The sequence below is a fragment of the Luteimonas viscosa genome, assembly GCF_008244685.1.
Classification (GTDB): Bacteria; Pseudomonadota; Gammaproteobacteria; order Xanthomonadales; family Xanthomonadaceae; genus Luteimonas; species Luteimonas viscosa.
Window position 1 is genome coordinate 2565216 of record NZ_VTFT01000001.1, and the last position, 19037, is coordinate 2584252.

At 72.3% G+C, this 19037-nt stretch carries 19 protein-coding genes; 10 read left to right on the forward strand and 9 right to left on the reverse strand.

Annotation, left to right across the window (positions count from 1 at the left end; translation table 11 throughout):
• Positions 1–37: 37 nt before the first annotated feature.
• The 3 genes from FZO89_RS11360 to FZO89_RS11370 form a co-directional block, all read right to left on the reverse strand.
• Entirely contained in the window at positions 38–280 is a 243-nt protein-coding gene (locus FZO89_RS11360; protein ID WP_187471194.1) for a hypothetical protein, read from the reverse strand.
• Positions 281–424: 144 nt separating this feature from the next.
• Positions 425–1456, reverse strand: a complete 1032-nt coding sequence (locus FZO89_RS11365; protein ID WP_187471132.1) for a chorismate transformation FkbO/Hyg5 family protein — start codon at positions 1454–1456, stop codon at positions 425–427.
• Positions 1453–2826 carry an NAD(P)/FAD-dependent oxidoreductase gene (locus FZO89_RS11370; protein ID WP_149103365.1) on the reverse strand — a complete coding sequence of 458 codons (1374 nt, stop codon included), beginning with the start codon at positions 2824–2826 and terminating at the stop codon, positions 1453–1455. The genes FZO89_RS11365 and FZO89_RS11370 overlap by 4 nt, the downstream gene beginning before the upstream one ends.
• A gap of 180 nt (positions 2827–3006) precedes the next feature.
• Here FZO89_RS11370 and FZO89_RS11375 point away from each other — a divergent pair, with 180 nt between their 5' ends.
• The 10 genes from FZO89_RS11375 (at position 3007) to FZO89_RS11420 (ending at position 10976) form a co-directional block, all read left to right on the forward strand.
• Entirely contained in the window at positions 3007–3276 is a 270-nt protein-coding gene (locus FZO89_RS11375) for a phosphopantetheine-binding protein (RefSeq protein ID WP_149103366.1), read from the forward strand.
• Positions 3277–3280: 4 nt separating this feature from the next.
• Complete coding sequence (locus FZO89_RS11380) at positions 3281–3964, forward strand: ketosynthase (protein ID WP_149103367.1); 684 nt, start codon at positions 3281–3283, stop codon at positions 3962–3964.
• A 125-nt stretch (positions 3965–4089) separates the two neighbouring features.
• Complete coding sequence (locus FZO89_RS11385; RefSeq protein ID WP_262378621.1) at positions 4090–4815, forward strand: lysophospholipid acyltransferase family protein; 726 nt, start codon at positions 4090–4092, stop codon at positions 4813–4815.
• A 5-nt stretch (positions 4816–4820) separates the two neighbouring features.
• The gene (locus tag FZO89_RS11390; protein ID WP_149104143.1) at positions 4821–5123 is read left to right on the forward strand and encodes an ApeI family dehydratase; all 303 of its coding nucleotides are present in this window, start codon (positions 4821–4823) and stop codon (positions 5121–5123) included.
• Positions 5120–6133, forward strand: a complete 1014-nt coding sequence (locus FZO89_RS11395; RefSeq protein ID WP_149103369.1) for a lysophospholipid acyltransferase family protein — start codon at positions 5120–5122, stop codon at positions 6131–6133. The genes FZO89_RS11390 and FZO89_RS11395 overlap by 4 nt, the downstream gene beginning before the upstream one ends.
• A gap of 31 nt (positions 6134–6164) precedes the next feature.
• Positions 6165–6698, forward strand: coding sequence for a LolA-related protein (locus FZO89_RS11400; RefSeq protein WP_316247553.1), 534 nt, complete (start codon positions 6165–6167; stop codon positions 6696–6698).
• Positions 6695–9064: an MMPL family transporter gene (locus FZO89_RS11405; RefSeq protein ID WP_149103370.1), complete on the forward strand. Its 2370-nt coding sequence runs from the start codon at positions 6695–6697 to the stop codon at positions 9062–9064. The genes FZO89_RS11400 and FZO89_RS11405 overlap by 4 nt, the downstream gene beginning before the upstream one ends.
• 19 nt (positions 9065–9083) lie before the next feature.
• Positions 9084–9512, forward strand: coding sequence for a hotdog family protein (locus FZO89_RS11410; RefSeq protein ID WP_149104145.1), 429 nt, complete (start codon positions 9084–9086; stop codon positions 9510–9512).
• Between the two features lie 157 nt (positions 9513–9669).
• A complete protein-coding gene (fabG, locus tag FZO89_RS11415) occupies positions 9670–10389 on the forward strand; it encodes a 3-oxoacyl-ACP reductase FabG (protein WP_149103371.1) in 720 nt (239 codons plus the stop codon).
• Positions 10390–10475: 86 nt separating this feature from the next.
• Entirely contained in the window at positions 10476–10976 is a 501-nt protein-coding gene (locus tag FZO89_RS11420) for a hypothetical protein (protein ID WP_262378623.1), read from the forward strand.
• A 58-nt stretch (positions 10977–11034) separates the two neighbouring features.
• Here the strand turns inward: FZO89_RS11420 and FZO89_RS11425 are convergent, their stop codons facing one another.
• From FZO89_RS11425 to FZO89_RS11450, 6 genes are all read right to left on the reverse strand, one after another.
• Complete coding sequence (locus tag FZO89_RS11425) at positions 11035–12675, reverse strand: NAD(P)/FAD-dependent oxidoreductase (RefSeq protein WP_149103372.1); 1641 nt, start codon at positions 12673–12675, stop codon at positions 11035–11037.
• A gap of 33 nt (positions 12676–12708) precedes the next feature.
• Complete coding sequence (locus tag FZO89_RS11430; RefSeq protein WP_149103373.1) at positions 12709–13542, reverse strand: glycosyltransferase family 2 protein; 834 nt, start codon at positions 13540–13542, stop codon at positions 12709–12711.
• Positions 13535–14308, reverse strand: a complete 774-nt coding sequence (locus FZO89_RS11435) for a beta-ketoacyl synthase chain length factor (protein ID WP_149104146.1) — start codon at positions 14306–14308, stop codon at positions 13535–13537. The genes FZO89_RS11430 and FZO89_RS11435 overlap by 8 nt, the downstream gene beginning before the upstream one ends.
• Before the next feature lie 2 nt (positions 14309–14310).
• Entirely contained in the window at positions 14311–15516 is a 1206-nt protein-coding gene (locus FZO89_RS11440) for a beta-ketoacyl-[acyl-carrier-protein] synthase family protein (protein ID WP_149103374.1), read from the reverse strand.
• A gap of 332 nt (positions 15517–15848) precedes the next feature.
• Positions 15849–18155 carry a S9 family peptidase gene (locus tag FZO89_RS11445; protein WP_187471133.1) on the reverse strand — a complete coding sequence of 769 codons (2307 nt, stop codon included), beginning with the start codon at positions 18153–18155 and terminating at the stop codon, positions 15849–15851.
• Positions 18156–18289: 134 nt separating this feature from the next.
• Entirely contained in the window at positions 18290–19003 is a 714-nt protein-coding gene (locus FZO89_RS11450; protein WP_149103376.1) for a glutathione binding-like protein, read from the reverse strand.
• Positions 19004–19037: the final 34 nt, after the last annotated feature.

Sequence of the window (19037 nt, forward strand, 5' to 3'; positions counted from 1 at the left end):
GCATTCTACGCGCCATGGCCCGGGGCCCGGAGGCGGCTCAGATCAGGCCGCCGCCCAGCCCCAGTCGCCAGATCGCCACGAAGATGACGATGCCGTTGATCACCAGCCCCGCCTTGGCGCGGCCGCGTCGCCCGGTGCGGGTGAACAGCAGTCCGATCGCGGCGGTGATCGCGCCCACCGCGGCGAACGGGATCAGCAGCCAGTTGGTGATGCCGACCAGCGGGATCAGCGCGAGGACCATCCAGATCAACGCGACGATGCCCCAGACCAGGCTGATCATTCCCATGGTGTGCTCCTGTACCGGGCCGGATGCCCATGCATCCCGGACGGACGATGCGGCCCGAACGTGACCGATGCAAGCGGACGCCGGCCGGGTGCGGCGGTGCGGAGGGTCGGGCATCTCCCCCGCAAGCCCCTCGACGCGTCAGCCGGCGTCGTGCACGCCGTCGATCTCGATCGCCAGTTCGCGACGGCAGATCGCGGCGTGCAGCAGGATCCGCGGTACCCGATCGCCGAAGCGGTCGTCGAGCGCGGCGGCCACCAGCGGCAGGTCGTCGTGGTCGCGCACGTACACCTTCAGCCGGGTTCCCGCGCCGAACTGCGCCGGCAGCCCCGGCCGGCACGTACGCGCTGCGCCGAGCAGGGCGTCGAAATTGGCGAAGGTCTCGTCGAGCTGGGCCAGCAGTGCGCCCGCGTGCTGCGACGCGTGGCCGACCACCGCCGCGGTCCCCGACAGCAGCAGCGGCATCGCGCCCCCATGCGGCGGCAGCATCGCGCGGGCGAAGCTCGGCGGCTGCGGCCCGTATTCGCGTGGATAGCGGTAGGCGCTGACCTGCCGCGGGTTCTCCACCGGCGTGCCCGGCTCGCGCGCGGCCAGCCAGTACACCTGGATGGTGCGGGCGTCGTCGCAGCGGCCGATCGCGGTGGCCGCAGGCAGGGCGCTGGCGTCGAAATCGCCCAGGCCGCGCGCGCGTCCGATGCAGAACTGGCGGTAGCGCTCGGTGTCGCCGTCGCCCAGGGTGATCGCATCGAGGTAGTTCCAGACCCGCAGCAGGTGCGGGTAGTCGCTGCCGCCGACGAACCGCGTCAGTTCGCGGTAGGCATGCTCGGCTGCCATGACGATGCCGCTGTTGTCGCCGTCGCCGGTGTGGCCGTCCGGCTCGTCGACCTCGATCGCACCGAACAGCAGCTGGCCGTCGCACGACCACGCGATCTCGCCGTCGCGGCCGCTGTCGACCGGCGCCAGCGCATGCCAGACCTCCACTTTCGCCTCGCCGTGCGGCTGCAGCGGCACGCGCAGGTAGCGCGGGTCGCGCAGGCGGGGTGCCTGTTCGCCGAAGCCGAGCACGGCCAGCACGTCGGACTGCGTCAGCAGTTCAGGCGCGCTGGCCGCATCGACGTATTCCACGCGCAGGCGCGGCGCGACGCGGGGCGGCAGCGGCACGGGGCGGCTCACGGATTGCCCTCGTGCAGGGTGTCGCCGGCGAACGCGATCCGGACCTGGCGGCGGCGGTCGCGCCAGCCGCGCAGCGCCCGCGGCGCGATCGCGACCGCGTTGAGTGCGTACACCAGCCGGAACAGGTACAGCCGCCAGTGCACCCGGCGGTTGTCGAACACGTCGCCGGCCAGCATCGAGATCACCGCCTGCTCCAGCTGCCAGTCGTTGCGCGGCGCGGCGAACAGGCGCCGCATCACCGGCGTGTTGAAGCGATGGATGAACCAGCTGAAGTGGCGCAGGCCGCGTTCGAGCCGGACCTGCATCGCCCGCTGCAGGGCGGTCTCGCGCGCGGGCTCGCGCAGCGCGCCGTCGACCACGTTCGCCGCCTGGCGCGCGCCGTCCATCGCCAGGTAAACGCCCGAGGAGAAGATCGGGTCGACGAAGGCGTAGGCGTCGCCGACCAGGATCCAGCCGGGGCCGGCCATGCGCGTGGCGCCGTAGGAATAGTTGCCGGTGGCATGCACCGGCGCCACGCGCTGCGCGCCCCGCATCCGCGCCCACACCCCGGGGTTGGACTCCAGGGTGCGCATCAGCAGGGTCTCGTTGTCGATGCGCGTGCCGCCGTCGTTGCGCTGCCGCAGGTACTCGGGGAAGCACACGGCGCCAACGCTCACGATCCCGTCCGGCAGCGGGATCAGCCACAGCCAGCCCTGGTCGAAGCGCGCCACGGTGATGTTGCCCGCGTCCGCGCCCGGGTGGCGTTCGACCCCCCGGAAATGGCTGAACAGTGCCGCCGACTGGTGCTTCGGATCCCTGCGCTTGAGCTTGCGGCTGCTGGCCAGGAAGGTGTCGCGGCCGCTGGCGTCGACCACGTAGCGCGGGCGCCATTGCCGGCGTGTGCCGTCGGCATCCACCGCACTCACCAGGTGCGGCCGTTCGCCGGGGCCGAACGCGACCTCGGCCACCCGCGTGCGTTCGCGCGCATCCACCCCCAGCGCGCGCGCATGTTCGAACAGCAGCGCGTCGAACTGGTCGCGGCGCACGTGCACGGCGGAGTCGTGGCGCGGCTCCAGCGCCCGCGAGAAACGGACGACGTGGTGCCTGCCGTCGGTTTCGGGGAGCGGGAAGTCGGCGCCCGGCTTGTGCACGCCGATCGCGCGCACCTGCTCGAGCACCCCGAGTTCGGCGAGGATCGGCATGTTCATCGGCAACAGCGACTCGCCGATGTGGAAACGCGGGTGCCTGTCCTTCTCCAGCAGCACCACCCGCCAGCCGCGACGCGCCAGCAGGGTGGCCGCGGTGCTGCCGGCCGGGCCGCCTCCGATCACCAGGACGTCGCAGTCTTCGGTGCCGGTGGCAAGGGTGGCGGTCGGGTCGGGGCTGGCCATCCGGTTGCGGGTGGGTACGGGCGTCAGGGCGGGTGCGCATGATAGCGGACGCCCGGCACCGCCCTGCCGGTGCCGCGTGCGTGAACGGGACGCCGCCCTGTTCCTGAACGGCCCCGGCGCGCTTGCGCAAGGAGACGCGATGCAGGATCGTTGCGGGTCCTGTCCGAAGCCACCGCTGCCATGCCCGAGCAAACCGATGCCGAACGCGAACTCGCCGAACTGCTGGTCGAGAGCCTGAACCTGGACGGCGTGGCGGCGGCGGAGATCGATCCCGAGGCGCCGCTGTTCAACGCCGGGCTGGGGCTGGACTCGATCGACGCGCTGGAACTGGCGCTGGCGGTGAGCAAGCGCTACGGCTTCCAGCTGCGCTCGGACAACGACGAGAACCGGCGCATCTTCGCTTCGCTGCGGGCGTTGTCCGAACACGTCCAGCAGCACCGGACGACGTGAAGACTTGATCCTCGCCCTGCAGATCGCGCTGGCGGTGGCCTATGCGCTGCTCGCGCACGGCGCCAGCGCCGGCGGCGACGCGCGCCTGGCGCTGGCGGCCTTGCTGGTGCTGGTGGCGCTGGTGCTGGCGCAGCCGGTGCTGCGACTGCGGCCCTGGGCGCTCGCGCTGGCGGCGGTTTCTTCCGCGGCGGCGTGGTGGCTGTACCGGCAGGGACTGGCCACCCTGCCGCTGCTGCTGGTGCCGGTGGTGTTCGTGGCGCTGGTGGCCTGGGTGTTCGGGCGCAGCCTGCAGCCGGGGCGGGTGCCGCTGATCACCCGGATCGTGTCGGGGCTAGACGGGGTGTCGCCGGAGCGCCTGCCTGCCGACGTGGCCGCCTATGCACGCCGCCTGACCGCGCTCTGGGCCGGGGTGCTGGTGCTGCTCGGACTGGCCAACCTGGTGCTGGCGCTGCTGGCGAGCCCCGGCGGGCTGCTGGCGCAGGTCGGCATCGCCCCGCCGTGGCCGATCACGCACGAACAGTGGTCGTGGCTCGCCAACCTGCTGACCTACGGCGTGGTCGGTGGGTTCTTCGTGCTGGAATTCCAGTGGCGCCGCCACCGGTTTCCCGAGCGCCACCAGGGGTTCGTCGGCTTCCTGCGCCGCCTCGGCGGCCTCGGGCCGGCGTTCTGGCGCGATTTCCTGCGATGAGCCCGCCGGATGCCGCCGCAGGGAGCGCTTCGGGCGAGCGCGCGCCGGGCGACGGTATCCTGTGTGACGAACAGCCGGGGCCGATGTCCCGAAGGGACGCGGGACGTGCGGGGGCAGGACGCGTGATGTGGCGGGTATACAACACGATCCAGTTCGCGTTCACGCTGGCCTGGACGGCGGGCTGGATCACGCTGGCGCTGCTGCTGCGTCCGTTCTCCGGTCCGCAGGCACGATTGCCGCTGCGCATGGCCGCGCGCTGCTGGGCGCCGGGTCTGCTGTGGGGGGCAGGGGCGCGGTTGCGGGTGGAGGGGCTGGAGCGCGTCGACTGGTCGAAGCCCTGCCTGTTCGTCGCCAACCACCAGTCGGTGATCGACATCTGCGCCCTGTTCCGCGCGATCCCGGTGCCGCTGCGCTTCCTGCTCAAGGAGGAGATGAAGCGGGTGCCGTTCGTGGGCTGGTATGCCCGCGCCACCGGCATGCTGTTCATCGTCCGCGACAACGCGCGCGCCGGGGCGATGTTCCGCCGCGAGGCGGCGGCGCTGCTGGCACGGGGCCATCGCCTGTGCCTGTTCCCCGAGGGCACCCGCAGCCGCAACGGCGAGGTGGCGCCGTTCAAGGCCGGTTCGCTGCAGGCGGCGATCGATGCCGGGGTCGCCGTGGTGCCGGTGGCGCTGCACGGCGCCGGCCGGGTGCTGCCGGTGGACGGCTTCTTCCGGGTGCGGCCGGGCACGATCCGGGTCCGCTTCGGCACGCCGCTGCCGGTGCGCGACGAAGGCCGGCCGGTGGCGCGCCAGGCGCTGGCCGAACGTGCGCAGGCGCAGGTCGTGGCGATGCTGCGGGAGCTGCAATGAGCGGCATGGAGTTCGTGGTCGACGCCGGCCATCCCGCCTTGCCCGGGCATTTCCCCGGTCGCCCGGTGGTGCCGGGGGTGGTGGTGCTCGACCGCGTGGTCGCGGCGATCGAAAGCGCGTCCGGCCCGCTGCCGCCGCTGCGGTTGCCGCAGGTCAAGTTCCTGCAGCCGTTGCTGCCGGGCCAGCTGGCCAGGATCGAGCTCGAACCCGTGGCGACGGCTCCGGCCGGGCGCTGGCGGTTCCGCGTGCTGCGCGGGGAAGCAACGATCGCCACTGGCGAGATCGTCGCCGAGGCGGCGCCGGCATGAGCGGGGACTGGAAACAGCGCCCCGAGGGTGGCGGGCGCCTGGCGCTGTGGCTGATCCGCGCGGTCGCCTGCCACGGCGGGCGCACGCTGGCGCGGCTGCTGCTGTACCCGACCACGCTGTACTTCCTGTTGCGGCGCGGCCCCGAGCGCCGGGCCTCGATCGCCTTTCTCGAACGCGCGCTGGGGCGGCCGGCGCGGCTGCTCGACGGCGCCCGCCACGTGCACACCTTCGCCTCGACCATCCTCGACCGGGTGTTCCTGCTCGACGAGACGCAACGCCGCTTCCGCGTCGACGTGCGCGGGATCGACGCGTTGGCTGCGAAGGTCGACGAGGGCCGCGGCGTGCTGCTGTTCGGCTCGCACCTGGGCAGCTTCGAGGCGATGCGCGCGCTGTCGCGCGAGCGCCCGGGCCTGAAGCTGCGCGTGGTGCTGGACAAGGCGCACGGCAAGGCGCTGACGCAGATGCTCGACGCGCTGGCGCCGGAGATCGCCGCCGGCGTGATCGACGCCAGCCAGGACGGGCCGGCGCTGATGCTGCAGATCCAGCAGGCGGCGGCGGAAGGTGCGCTGGTGGCGCTGCTGGTCGACCGCAGCCTGCCGGGTCAGCCCACGGTCCAGGCGCCGTTCTTCGGCAAGCCGGCGCCGTTCCCGCTGGCGCCGTGGCAGATGGCGGCGGTGCTCAAGCTGCCGATCGTGCTCGGTTTCGGCCTGTACCGCGGCGGCAACCACTACGAGCTCGTGTTCGAGCCCTGCAGCGACGGCATCGACCTGCCGCGCGGGCGCCGCGGCGAGGCGCTGGGCGCGCTTATCCGCGGTTACGCCGCGCGGCTGGAACATCATGCGCGGCAGGCACCCTACAACTGGTTCAACTTCTACGACTTCTGGCATGTCGACCCATCCGCTCAACAACCCGAACCCGCCGCGTCCGGCGATCCGCAAGCGCTGGCGCTGGCTGCCGGCGTGCCTGCTCGCGATCGCGCCGTCGGCGTGGGCGCAGGCCGGCCCCGATAGCGACGCGATCCTGCGCGCGCTGGCACGACCGGTGCCGGCCGCCACGCCGTTCGTGGAGGTACGCGAGTCGCCGATGCTGAAGAGCCCGCTGCGGCTGGAAGGCGAGTACCGCCGCCCCGATGCCGGCACCCTGGTGCGCGAAGTGCGCAAGCCCTATGTCGAGACCACCACCCTCCGCGACGGCCAGGCGACCCTCGCGCGCGCCGGCAAGCCCGAGCGCCGCTTCGCGCTGTCGCGTGCGCCGGAACTGGCGGCGCTGCAGAACAGTTTCGGTGCGCTGCTGGCCGGCGACGCCACCGCGCTGCGCGCGCACTACACGCTCGACGCGCAGGGCACGCGCGAGCGCTGGGCCCTGCGCCTGGTGCCGCGCGATCGCAAGCTCGCCGCGCGCCTGCGCGACCTGGTCCTGTACGGAAGCGGCGACGAGCTGCACTGCATCGTGACCACGCCGGCGAAGGGCGACGCGCAGCGCACGCTGATGGGGTCGGCTGCGGAGGCCGCGACCCGCGCCGGAGAGACCGCAGACATCGCCGCCCTGTGCCGCGACGGCGATATCGCCGGATGAGCGCACGCGCGCGCCTGGCCTGGGCGCTGGCGTGGCTGGGCCTGCTGCTGGCCGCGGGCGCGTGGCTGTCGCAGTCGCTGACGTTCAGCGGCGACCTGCGCCGTTTCCTGCCCGACGCGCGCACGCCCGAACAGAAGCTTCTGATCGACGAACTCGGCGAAGGCCCGGGTTCGCGGCTGCTGCTGATCGCCCTGTCCGGCGCCGACGTGGAGACCCTGGCCGCCCAGTCGCTGGCGATGCGCGACACGCTCGCCACGGATGCGCGCTTCGTGTTCGTCGCCAATGGCGCCAGCGTCGGGCTCGAGGCGATCCCCGAGCGGCTGCGGCCGTACCGCTACCTGCTCTCGCCCACGCTCGACACGCAGCCGCTGGACGAGGCGTTCCTGCGCGGCGAACTCGACGCGCGCGTGCAGGACCTGGGCTCGCCCGCGGCCGACCTGGTCGAACCGCTGCTGGCTTCCGATCCCACGCTCGAGATGCTGAAGCTCGCCGAAGCCTGGCTGCCGGCGCACGCGCCGCAGACCCTGCACGGGGCCTGGTTCGACCGCGCCGGGGAACAGGCGTTGCTGCTGGTCGAGACGCGCGCGGCAGGCTTCGATCCCGACGGCCAGCGCGAGGCCGTCGACGCGGTCGAGGCCGCGTTCGCCGCCGCGCGCGAAGGCGCATCGTCGCAACTCGAGATCATCGGCCCGGGCGCCTTCGCCGACGAGATCGGCACGCGCACCGCGCGCGAGGCGCGCTGGATCGGCACCGTCGACAGCATCGGCCTGGTCCTGCTGCTGCTCGTCGCCTACCGCAGCTGGAAGATCCCGCTGCTCGGCGTGCTGCCGCTGGCTAGCGCCGGGCTCGCCGGCCTGGTCGTGCTGGTGCTGCTGTTCGGCGACCGCGTCCACGGCATCACCATCGCCTTCGGCTTCACCCTGATCGGCGTGGTCCAGGACTATCCGATCCATTTCTTCAGCCACCAGCGCGCCGGCCTCTCGCCGTGGCGCAGCGTGCGCGCGCTGTGGCCGGCGCTGGCGACCGGCGTGGTCGCGACCTGCATCGCCTACCTGACCTTCCTGTTCTCCGGGGTCGACGGCCTGCGCCAGCTCGCGGTGTTCACCATCGTCGCGCTCGCCGCCGCGGCGCTGTGCACGCGCTACGCGCTGCCCGGGCTGATCGATCCGGGACGGCCCGACATCGCGCACTCGCCGCGGCTGCAGGCGCTGTGGCAGCGGATCGAGCGGCTGCCGCGGCCGCGCGCGTCGCTGCTGCCGGTGGCACTGGTGGCGCTGGCGGTGGTCGCGTTCAGTCCCGGCGCGTTCTGGCAGAACGACCTGTCCAGGCTCACGCCCGTGCCGGAACCGCTGCTGCAGCGCGACGCGCAGCTGCGCGAGGAGCTCGGCGCGCCGGACGTGCGCTACGTGCTCACCGTGCAGGGGGCCGACGCGCAGGCCGCGCTGGCCGGCAGCGAGCGGCTGCGCCCCGCGCTCGATGCGCTGGTGACGCAGGGCGCCATCGACGGCTACGACCTGGCCGCGCGCTATCTGCCCAGCGCGGCGGTGCAGCGCGCGCGCCAGCAGGCGCTGCCGGAGGTGGACGCACTGCGCGCTTCGCTCGATGCCGCGCTCGCCGATTCGCCGTTCCGCGCCGATGCCTTCGAGGACTTCGTCGCCGACGTCGCGACCGCCCGCGGCGCGCTACCGCTGCAGCCGCGCGACCTCGCCGGCTCTCCGCTCGCGACCAGCGTCGCCGGCCTGCTGATCGAGGGCGAGCGGCACGCGACCGCGCTGGTCTCGCTCAGCGGCCTGCAGGACGTGGCTGCGGTGGCGCAGGTGGCCGAGGCCCACGACGCGCGCCTGCTCGACATGAAGCAGGCTTCCGAGTCGCTGGTGGCCGACTACCGCACGCGCGTGCTGGGCGCGCTCGCCTTGGCCGCGCTGGCGCTGGTGGCGACGGTCTGGATCGCGCTGCGCGCGCCGGGGCGTGTGGCGCGCGTGCTGCTGCCGATGGCGCTGACAACGCTGCTGGTGCTCGCCGTCCTGCGCGGTTCCGGGGTCGAGCTCAACCTGTTCCACCTGGTCTCGCTGATCCTCGCCGCCGGGCTGGGCCTGGACTACGCGCTGTTCTTCGAACACGCCGGCGAGGACCGCGACGACCAGCTGCGCACGCTGCACGCGGTGATCGTCTGCAGCCTGATGACCCTGCTGGTGTTCAGCCTGCTCGCGCTGTCGTCGATCCCGGTGCTGCGCGCGATCGGCAGCACCGTCGCGCTCGGCGTGCTGTTCAACTTCGTGCTGGCGCTGCTGGTGTCGCGACGGCGCGGACGCGTGGATACGATGACCGGTCCGGTCGCGGCGGGCCGAGCGGGCGCGGATGCATGACGCAGACGCCATGAAGCGCGTGCTCGACCGCGGCGCGATCGAGGCACTGGTCCCGCACAAGCATGCGATGTGCCTGTGGGACGAGGTGCTGGACTGGGACGCGCAGCGCATCCGCCTGCGCGCGGCGAACCACCGCGACGCGGCGCACCCGCTGCGCAGCGACGGCATGCTGCGCGCGCTGCACCTGGGCGAGTACGGTGCGCAGGCGATGGCGGTGCACGGCGGCCTGCTGGCGCGTGCCTCGGGCGGGATCGCGCGCCCGGGCCTGCTGGTGGCGCTGCGCGACCTGCGCCTGCATGTGGTGCGCATCGACGAGCTTCCCGGCGCGATCGAATGCGACGCCGAGCAGCTCGCCGCGGGCGAGGCCAGCCAGCAGTACGCATTCCGCATCCGCCATGACGACACCCTGCTCGCCGCCGGCCGGGCCACGGTGATGCTCGGCGCATAGGCCCGGAGCCTGGGGGTTGGATCCTGCCCCGCAGGCCCGGGTGTTTGGGTGACGCCACGCGTGGACGCGCCGCGCGAGAACGCCCGTTCCGGATGCGCGGCACACCCATGATTCGCGCAACGCCGCATAATCGCCGTTTTCTCCCGGCGGATACCCCATGAGACGAGCACTCGTCACCGGCGGCAGCGGCGACCTGGGTGGCGCGATCTGCCGGCGGCTCGCGGCCGCCCAGTGGCACGTGATCGTGCATGCCAACGCCAACCGCGCACGCGCCGAGGCGGTGGTCGAGCAGGTCCGCGAAGCCGGCGGCAGTGCGGAATCGATCGCGTTCGACGTCGCCGACGGCGAGGCCGCGGGCACCGCGATCGAGGCCCTGCTGGCGGGCGGCGCGATCCAGGCCGTGGTCAACAACGCCGGCATCCACGACGACGCGCCGATGGCCGGGATGTCCGCCGAACAGTGGCGGCGGGTGATCGATGTATCGCTGCACGGCTTCTTCCACGTCACCCAGCCGCTGCTGCTGCCGATGGCGCGGATGCGCTGGGGCCGCATCGTCAGCGTGTCGAGCGTGGCGGCCGTGCTCGGCAACCGCGGCCAGAGCAACTACGCCGCGGCCAAGGCGGCGCTGCACGGCGCGACCAAGTCGCTCGCGCGCGAGATGGGTTCGCGCGGCATCACCGCCAACGTGGTCGCGCCCGGCGTGATCGCCGGCGGCATGGCCGACGCCGCGTTCCCGGAAGAGCGGGTGAAACAGGTGGTGCCCGCGGCGCGCGCCGGCACGCCGGACGAGGTTGCGGCGCTGGTCGCGTTCCTGTGTTCGGACGACGCCGGCTACATCAATGGCCAGGTGATCGGGATCGACGGCGGCATGAGCTGAACGCGCAAGGGCGTCGCTGCGCCCGGCTCGCGCTGCGTTCACGAGGCCGGGCCGATCATGGCCGGATTCCAACGGGAGTCGCCGTCATGCGCCGTCTTGTCGTGCCCGGTCTGTTCGCCGCCATCGTGCTGCTGGCGGCCTGCTCCACGTCCCACGTGCTCACGGGTACCCCGCGCCCGCCGATCGATCCGTCGCAGGTGCGGCTGTACTACGGTCCGCCGCCTGGCGGTTTCGAGGAGATCGCGCGCCTGGAAGTGCAGAGCGGCGCCTTCACCTACGGCGAGCAGAACAAGACCGACTCGGTGCTGCGCAAGCTGCGTGAACAGGCCGCGCGACTCGGGGCCAACGGCATCCTGTTCCAGGGCACGGCCGACGGCCATGGGGGTGGCGGCGTCAGCGTCGGCGGCGGCGGTGGCCGCGTGGGCGGCAGCAGTTTCTCGGGCGTCGGCGTCGGCGTGAACATCTCGCCGCAACAGAAGTACGCCAACGGAATCGCGGTCTGGGTGCCGAACCCGCCGCCGGTGGAAGCGCCCGAAGCGCCCGTAACCCCCGACGCACCCGCACCCGGGACGCCCGCCACGCCGTAGGTCGCCGCGCCGTGCTGCGCCCGCACCCGCTTGGGCGGCGGGCGTGGGGGCTGGCTCCTCAGGCGGCCACGCCCTGTTGCGCGTACCAGTCGGCCGGCAGCGACAAGGCTTTGCCCGTTGGCCCGGCCGCCAGCAGCGCCTCCAGGCCGCAATCCCCGATCGTGGGGTAGTCGTCGCGCACCCGCTGCAGCAACTCGCCCGCCAGCCAGTGCATGCGCGCGACGTTCTCTTCCATGCGCACCAGGAACGCCGGCGTGTCGAGCCTGTCGGCCAGGGCGCCGTTCATGTCGCGGAACCAGTCGATGCGGAACTGGTCGAGCAGGCGCGGGGCCGGTGCCTCGCGGCCCTCGTTGCGCCGGCCCCATTCGCGCAGCAGCGGCTGCACCGCCAGGTTCAGCGCGCTCGCCTGTTCGAACAGCGGGCGCAGGCGCCCCAGCGTGGCCAGGTCGGTCAGCCGGCCGGCGAAGAACAGCGGCGCCAGCAGCGACCAGTAGTAGGTGTAGTCCCAGATCACCTTCAGCGGCATCACGCGTTCGTCGCCGAACAACGGGTACTGGTCCTGGTAGAGGGTCAGGGTGTTCTCGTAGAACGAGAAATACAGCTGTTCGTAGAGCGCGACGTAGGGCTCGAACGCGGCACCGGAGGCGTCCTTCGCGATCAGGTCGCAGATATAGGTGTTGCAGATCGCGATGAAGTCGCTGCCGGGCGAGTAGAACGGGTCCAGGAAGACGCCGGCCTCGCCGGTGGTGGCCCAGCGCCGGGTCGAGAACACCTGCTTCGCGCCGTAGGAGAAGTGCCGCAGGAACAGGAAGTCCTGCAGGGCGTGTTCGCCCTGCTCCAGGCTGGCGGCGACCTGCGGCTGGTGCCGGCGCAGCCAGCCCATGGCCTTGGCATGCGTGTTCATCGTCTCCAGCGGATGCATCTTCGCGTCGCAGACGATGCCCAGCGAATGCGCGCCGCAGGCCAGCGGGATCAGCCAGAACCAGTAGCCCGGGCCGCACATGTGGTTGGTCGAGCGCCAGCGGTCGGGCGGGTCGCAGCGCTGCAGCCAGGCCGGGTCGCAGGACCACCTGTTTGGGTCGACGAAGCCGTCCACCCGCCACCACACGGCGTTGGCGTCGTGGTCGTTGGCCATGGCCAGGTCGAGCTTGCGCTTGAGCAGGCCGGCGCGGCCGCTGGCGTCCACCACCCAGCGGCAGTGCAGCGTCCGCGCCTGGCCCCCATGTTCCAGGGTCACGACGTGTTCGTCGTCGCCTTCCGCGAGCTCGAGGCCGCGCACCACCGCGCCGTCGCGGAAATCGACGCCGAGTGCGCGGGCGCGTTCGCCGAGGAAGTTCTCGAAGCGGCCGCGGTCGATCTGCCAGGAGGGCGTCGGCAGCAGCTGGCTCACGCCCAGTTCGGTGCAGCCGTCGATCGCCTGGCTGCCTTCGGAGAAGAAGAACCGGAAGCCGAACTTGCGGATCTGCTCGGTTTCGAGGTGTTCGCGCAGGCCGAGCACGTCGGCGAAGTAATGGGCGCCGATCTCGACCGTGGATTCGCCGACCTTGAAAGCGCCCTCGCGCACCGGATGGTCGCGTCGCTCGACGACCGTGACCGACAGCGAGGGCGCGCTCTGGCGCAGCTGCAGCGCGAGGGTCAGCCCGGCCAGGCCGCCGCCGAGGATGGCGACGTCGGTACGGAGTGCGGGAGTCTGGGACATGTCGCCTCGGGGGCGGCGGGCGGGACTGCGAGACTACCGCACGCGACCGGCGGTTGCGTTCACGGCCGGCACGGTCGTCTCCGTGGATGCATCCGGATCGAAGATCACCGGCGGCCGCGCCCGCGCGCGCCGGTACTGGCGCAGCAACTGCCCGTGCGCGCACACCTGCCCGACCACGTGGGCGGTGATCCGGTAGAGGTCGCGGAACAGCCGGAAGTGGCTGTGGCGGAACTGCTCGTCCGATCCTGCGACCGCGTAGCGCGTCTCCACCGGCACCGACACCACGCCGTAACCGAGCCGCCGCGCCGCCGAGACCAGGATCTGCGCTTCGAACACGAAGCCTTCGCCGGGCACGTCGCCGAGCGCGAGCACCGGCGCGGGGTACAACCGCTGCCCGCTCTGGCTGTCGAGCAGGCGGAAGCCGCATGCCCAGGCGATGCCCCAGTCGCCGAAATCGTTGCCCAGGCGCCGGTACCAGGGCTGGGTTTCGCGCTTGCGCAGGCGCGCGCCGTTGACGATGTTGCGCGGGTGCGCATTCGCCGCCGCGACCAGCCGGGGGATGTCCGCGGCGCGATGCTGGCCGTCGCCGTCCATCGTGACCACGGCGGCCATGCCGCGCCGCAGCGCCTCGGCGAATCCGCTGCGCAGCGCCCGGCCCTTGCCGGCGCGCCGAGGATGGCGCAGCAGGATTGCCGGGAGCTCCGACACGATCGCGGCGGTGTCGTCCTCGGAGCCGTCGTCGACCACGATCACCAGGTCGGCGTGCGCCAGCGCTTCCTCGACCACCCCGCGGATCCGCAGGGCCTCGTCGAGCGCCGGGATCACCACGGCCACGTTGCCGCGGTGCAGGATCGGCTGCTCAGCCATGCGCGATGTCCAGCACCAGCGAGCGCCCCGGTCCGGCATGCAGCATCGCGTCGTGTGCGCCCGCAGCCAGCGCGTCGAACAGCGGCAGCATCGGCGCCATCGCATTGGCCTGCGCGCGCAGGGCCAGCGGCCCGCTGCCCGCGGGCGCGTCGCCGTCGTGCAGCCGCGCGGACAGCCGCGGCCCGGCACCCTCGCGCGCGAGCACCAGGGCGGCGCCGAGCAGGCCCTCGCTGCGGGTCGTCGTCGACAGCAGACCGGACGCGGTGGTGTCGTAGCCGACCAGCAGCACCGCCTCGGCATCGGTCGCCAGCTGCACCAGTGCCTCCAGCAGCCCCTGCGCGAAGGTGGCGCGGTACGCGCTGATCGCGGTGGTCGTGCGCATGCAGCCGCTGCCGATGGTCCAGTAGCCGGCGGCGGCGTTGTGCACGGAGTTGTGGAATTTGGTCGGCGAGATCTCGGTGGGCGCCCGGGCCAGCGTCTCGCACATGTAGTCCATGATGCCGAGGTCGCCATGGGTCGAGGCGAAGACGGAGGGCAGCATTGCGGGGTCGCGCGCGGCGTCGCGGCAGGCGGCCAGCGCGACCTCGAGCGCGACCAGCACAGACGGCGGCGCGCGCCGGCGCTCGTTGGGCGCCAGCAGCTGCGGCGCCGGCCGCGTCGCCGGATCCTGCGGCAGCGCGCCGCCGGTCGCGAACGTGCGTGCCGCCGCCCAGTCGGGCAGGCCATCGCTCCAGTAGCCGACGCCGGCGATGGTCGCGGACAGCACGCTCACGCGTCGCCGCCGCCGCCGAACACCAGCGAGCAGTTGTTGCCGCCGAAGCCGAACGAATTGTTCATCGCGAACGCGATCGTGCGCTGCGCATTGTCGAAGCGGATCTGCGGGCCGCAGCCGGGATCGGGCGCGGTGCTGTTGAGGATGCCGGGCAGCAGGCCGTCGCGCAGCGCGAGCAGCGCGAACACCGACTCGACGATGCCCGCGGCGCCGAGCGTGTGCCCGGTCCAGCCCTTGGTCGAGCTCGCGTGCAGCGTGTCGGGGAACAGGTCGGCCACCGCGCGCGCCTCGATCGCATCGTTGGCCGGCGTCGAGGTGCCATGCAGGTTGAGGTAACCCACCTGCGCGGCGTCGATGCCGGCGCGCGCCAGCGCCTCGCGCATCGCCAGGCTCGCGCCCAGGCCCTGCGGATGCGGCGCGGACATGTGGTGCGCATCGCTGGATTCGCCGTAGCCGCGCAACTGCAGCGGCGCGTCCTCGCCAGGCGCCAGCCGTTCGAGCACGGCGAAGCCGCCGGCCTCGCCCAGCGACAGCCCGTCGCGTTCCGCGTCGAACGGCCGGCACGGCTGCGCCGACACCAGGCCGAGCGCGTTGAAGCCGAACAGCACGCTGCCGCACAGCGTGTCGACGCCGCCGACCAGCGCCGCATCGACCACGCCGGCGTCGATCAGCCGCGCCGCCTGCGCGAACACCTTCGCGCTCGACGAACACGCGGTGGCCACCGTCACGCATGGCCCGCGCAGGCCGGTGGCGTGCTGCAGGAAGTCGCCCAGCGAATGCGGGGTGTGCACGATCGGCCGCTGCAGGTCGGCGGGCATGCACGGCGAGTCGTCGGCATCGCTTGTGGCGCGGGCGTAGCCTTCCTCGCTGGCGCCGATGCTGGAGGTCGAGGTGCCGATGACCAGCGCGATCCGTTCCGCGCCATGGCGCGCCACCAGCGACCCGAGCGCCGGCAGCACGCCATCGTGCTGCAGCGCCAGCCACGCCAGCCGGTTGTTGCGGCATTCCCACTGCGACAGCGCGGCGGGCAGGGGGCTGTCCTCGAGCCCGTCGACGCGGCCGATCCAGGTCGGCAGCGGAGAGGCGCCGAAATCGTTGCGACGCAGTCCTCCACGCCGTGCGCCCAGTGCCGCGGCCTGCGCCGCGATGCCCTGGCCCAGCGCCGTGGTGGCGGTGAACGCACGCACGGCGACGGGACGCATCGAAGGCGGCGGGGACGGTTGGATCACACGGGCGGTCCGCATCAGGGGGCGCCGAGTATAGCGAGGCGCCAGTGAGGCCAGACCGCACATGCTTGCGCCTGCCGACGGAGCCCGCCGCCGGTCCCGTTCGCGCCCGGTGCGCGGCTTCGCCCACCGGCGGCATCTGCGCGACCCACGTCCCCTGCCCGAAGGCCGGCGAGCGGTGCCGTGGCCTCGCCTGCCAGGCGGACTGCGGCTGCCAGGGGCGCGTCGACCGCACCGGCGCTTGCGCCCGGCCACTCGCGCCACTCGCGCGGGCCAGCCGCGCCGTGTCCGAGCCGCGACGGCAATGCTCAGCGCGTCAGGCAGCGCGCGAGGAAGGTCTCCGCCAACCGGTAGCGATGCAGCGCATCCTGGCCGCGCAGGCCATGCTTGGCGCCGGGGTAGGTCATCAGCTCGAACGGCGTGCCGCGCTGCTGCAGGTCGCTCATCAGCGCGGTGGAGTGGGTGAACAGCACGTTGTCGTCGGCCATGCCGTGGACCAGCAGCAGCGCGCCGGGGCGGATGCCCGCCGCATGCGCGAGCACGCGCGCGTCGCGGTAGCCATCCGGGTTCGCGTCGGGCAGGCCCATGTAGCGCTCGGTGTAGTGGGTGTCGTAGAGCGCCCAGTCGGACACCGGCGCGCCGGCGATGCCGCAGGCGTAGTCGCCGGGCGCGCGACCGAGCAGCATCAGGCTCATGTACCCGCCGTTCGACCAGCCGTGCACGCCGATGCGCTCGCCGTCGATCCAGGGCTGCGCCCGCAGCCACTCCACGCCACGGCGCTGGTCGTCCACCTCAACCGTGCCCTGCGCGCCGTACAGCGCGCCGCCGAACTCGCGCCCGCGTCGCGGCGTGCCGCGGTTGTCGAGCGAGAACACGACGTAGCCGGCCTGGGCGAGGTACTGGTTGAAGAATGCATCGGTACGCCCCGGCCATGCGTCGAGCACGGTCTGCGCGGCGGGACCGCCGTAGACGTAGACGACGGCCGGGTAGCGCTTCGACGGATCGAAGCCCTCGGGCCTGATCACGCTGTAATGCAGTGGGGTGCGGCCGTCCGCGGCGACCAGCGTGCCGAACTCCGTCGGCTGGTGCGCGGCGCGGTAGGGCGCGTAGGGGTGTTGCGGATCGTCGAGCTCGTTCGGCAGCAGGGTGGCGAGCTTCGCGCCGTCGGCCTGGTGCAGGTCGATCTGCGGTGGGGTCGCGGTGTTCGACCAGTTGTCCACGTACACGCTGGCATTGCGCGCGAAACTGGCGTTGTGGACGCCGCGCTCGCGCGACAGCGTCGAGATCGCGCCGCCATCCAGCGGTACCACGTGGATATGGCGCTCGGTCGGTGCCGGGACCGGCTTCGGCAACAGGTTGTCGGTGCGCACGCCCGGCACTGTGGTGCGCATGCCGGCGCTGAAGTAGACCAGCCCGCGCGCCTGGTCCACCGCGAGCAGCGCGTCGACCGGCCAGTCGCCGTCGGTGAGCTGTACGAGCGCCGAGCCGTCTTCCGATGCGAGGTACAGGTGCTCGAAGCCGTCGCGTTCCGACTGCCAGAGGAAGCGACCGTCGTCGAGGAAGCGCAGGCCGTGGTGCAGCGGCACCCAGGTCTGCGAGGTTTCGGTGACGAGCGTGCGCTGCGTACCGCTGGCGAGCGTGGTTTCGACAAGGTCCAGGCGCTGCTGGTCGCGCGACTGGCGCTGGAAGGTCAGACGTTGTGGATCGCGCCAGTCGACGCGGGCGAGGTAGATGTCCGGCTCGGGTCCGAGGTCGACCCAGCGCGGCGTGGCGCCCTGCCGCGGCGCGACCACGCCCAGCTTCACCCGCACGTTGGCCTCGCCGGCCGCGGGATAGCGCTGTTCCACCACCTCGGTGCGGTCGGCGTACATTTCGTAGCGGCGCACCAGCGGCACCGGCGACTCGTCGATGCGCGCGAACGCGATCGCGGAGTCGTCCGGCGCCCACCAGTAGCCGGTATGGCGATCCATCTCCTCGTCGGCGACGAACTCGGCGATGCCGTTGGCCACGGTGTCGCCGGCATCGTGCGTCAACCGCACCTGGCGACCGGAGGCGAGATCGATCACCCACAGCTCGCGCTCGCGGATGAAGCTGACGTACCCGCCCTTCGGCGAGAGCTTGGGGTCGGTGGCGAAACCCTCGCCGCCGGTGAGCTTGCGGACCGCACCGGGACCGGACTTCGACAGGTCGTAGAGGTACAGCTCGCCGCCGAGCGGGAACAGCAGGCGCCGCGAGTCCGGCGCCCACTGGTAGTCGACGATCCCCGACAGTCCGGCGATGCGCTGGCGTTCGCGCCGCGCCTTCTCCTCGTCGCTGAGCGTCTCCGCCCCGGGCAGCACCACGCGCGAATCGACCAGCAACCGCGTCTGTCCGCTGGCGACGTCGTACTCCCAAAGATCGAGCTGGTTGCGGTCGGTGTCCTTTCCACGCAGGAAGGTCACGCGCGAACCGTCGGGCGCGACCTGCGGCTTCATCAGCGTCGGGCCGGACAGCGGCGCGTCGCCGGTGATGGCCTCGAGGGTGAGCTTGCCCGGGCGGGAGACTGGCGCGGCGTGCGCGGCGGAGGCGGCGATCAGGGACATGGTGAGCAGTGCGGTCAGGCGCATGGACGACATCCGGCGGGCTTGGCGCCCATTGTAGGAGCCCCGTGCAGTCCATGTAGCCCGGATAAGCGAAGCGCATCCGGGGAACCGCTCTACCCCCGAGTTCTGCCCCGGATGCGCTTCGCTTGTCCGGGCTACGCGATTCGTCAGCGTTTCGGGTCGATGCCGAACAGCAGCTTCTTCTCTTCGTCGCCCATCGGCTTGCCGGCGTCCGGATTCACCTGCTTCGCCAGCGCGTAGGCGCGCTGCGTCGCCGGACGCGCGGCGATCGCGGCGTGCCAGCGCCGGAGCTCGGGATAGGGCGCCATGTCGATGGGGGCCTTGTCGTACGCGTTGACCCACGGATAGATGGCCATGTCGGCGATCGTGTAGTCGTCGCCGGCGACGAAGGCGCGCCCGGAAAGACGCCTGTCGAGCACGCCGAGCAGCCGGTTCGCCTCGTTGGCGTAGCGCGTCTTCGCGTAGGCGATGTCCTCCGGCGCGTAGACGTGGAAGTGGCCGTACTGCCCGGTCATCGGGCCGAGTCCGCCCATCTGCCACATCAGCCACTGGTTGACCTCGACCTTGCGGCGCACGTCGTCGCCGAAGAAGCGCCCGGTGCGGTTGGCGAGATAGAGCAGGATCGCACCGGACTCGAACACGCTGATCGGCGCGCCGCCATCGACAGGGGCGTGGTCGACGATCGCGGGCATCTTGTTGTTCGGCGAGATCGCCAGGAAATCCGGTTCGAACTGGTCGCCCTTGCCGATGTCGACCGGCCTGATCGCGTACTCGAGCTTCGCCCCGGCGTCGGCGAGCTCCTCGAGCAGCAGGGTGACCTTGTGCCCGTTGGGCGTGGGCCAGTAGTAAAGGTCGATCATGGCGGCCATCCGGATATGCGGGTGCGCCAGTGTA

What these genes read in the sequence shown, in the direction of transcription:
- FZO89_RS11445 (WP_187471133.1), bottom strand. Translation starts at nt 18,155, where the DNA reads ATGTCGTCCATGCGCCTGACCGCACTGCTCACCATGTCCCTGATCGCC.
- FZO89_RS11370 (WP_149103365.1), bottom strand. Translation starts at nt 2,826, where the DNA reads ATGGCCAGCCCCGACCCGACCGCCACCCTTGCCACCGGCACCGAAGAC.
- FZO89_RS11450 (WP_149103376.1), bottom strand. Translation starts at nt 19,003, where the DNA reads ATGATCGACCTTTACTACTGGCCCACGCCCAACGGGCACAAGGTCACC.
- FZO89_RS11405 (WP_149103370.1), top strand. Translation starts at nt 6,695, where the DNA reads ATGAGCGCACGCGCGCGCCTGGCCTGGGCGCTGGCGTGGCTGGGCCTG.
- FZO89_RS11390 (WP_149104143.1), top strand. Translation starts at nt 4,821, where the DNA reads ATGGAGTTCGTGGTCGACGCCGGCCATCCCGCCTTGCCCGGGCATTTC.
- FZO89_RS11375 (WP_149103366.1), top strand. Translation starts at nt 3,007, where the DNA reads ATGCCCGAGCAAACCGATGCCGAACGCGAACTCGCCGAACTGCTGGTC.
- FZO89_RS11425 (WP_149103372.1), bottom strand. Translation starts at nt 12,675, where the DNA reads ATGTCCCAGACTCCCGCACTCCGTACCGACGTCGCCATCCTCGGCGGC.
- FZO89_RS11395 (WP_149103369.1), top strand. Translation starts at nt 5,120, where the DNA reads ATGAGCGGGGACTGGAAACAGCGCCCCGAGGGTGGCGGGCGCCTGGCG.
- FZO89_RS11420 (WP_262378623.1), top strand. Translation starts at nt 10,476, where the DNA reads ATGCGCCGTCTTGTCGTGCCCGGTCTGTTCGCCGCCATCGTGCTGCTG.
- FZO89_RS11360 (WP_187471194.1), bottom strand. Translation starts at nt 280, where the DNA reads ATGATCAGCCTGGTCTGGGGCATCGTCGCGTTGATCTGGATGGTCCTC.
- FZO89_RS11385 (WP_262378621.1), top strand. Translation starts at nt 4,090, where the DNA reads ATGTGGCGGGTATACAACACGATCCAGTTCGCGTTCACGCTGGCCTGG.
- FZO89_RS11440 (WP_149103374.1), bottom strand. Translation starts at nt 15,516, where the DNA reads ATGCGTCCCGTCGCCGTGCGTGCGTTCACCGCCACCACGGCGCTGGGC.
- FZO89_RS11430 (WP_149103373.1), bottom strand. Translation starts at nt 13,542, where the DNA reads ATGGCTGAGCAGCCGATCCTGCACCGCGGCAACGTGGCCGTGGTGATC.
- fabG (WP_149103371.1), top strand. Translation starts at nt 9,670, where the DNA reads ATGAGACGAGCACTCGTCACCGGCGGCAGCGGCGACCTGGGTGGCGCG.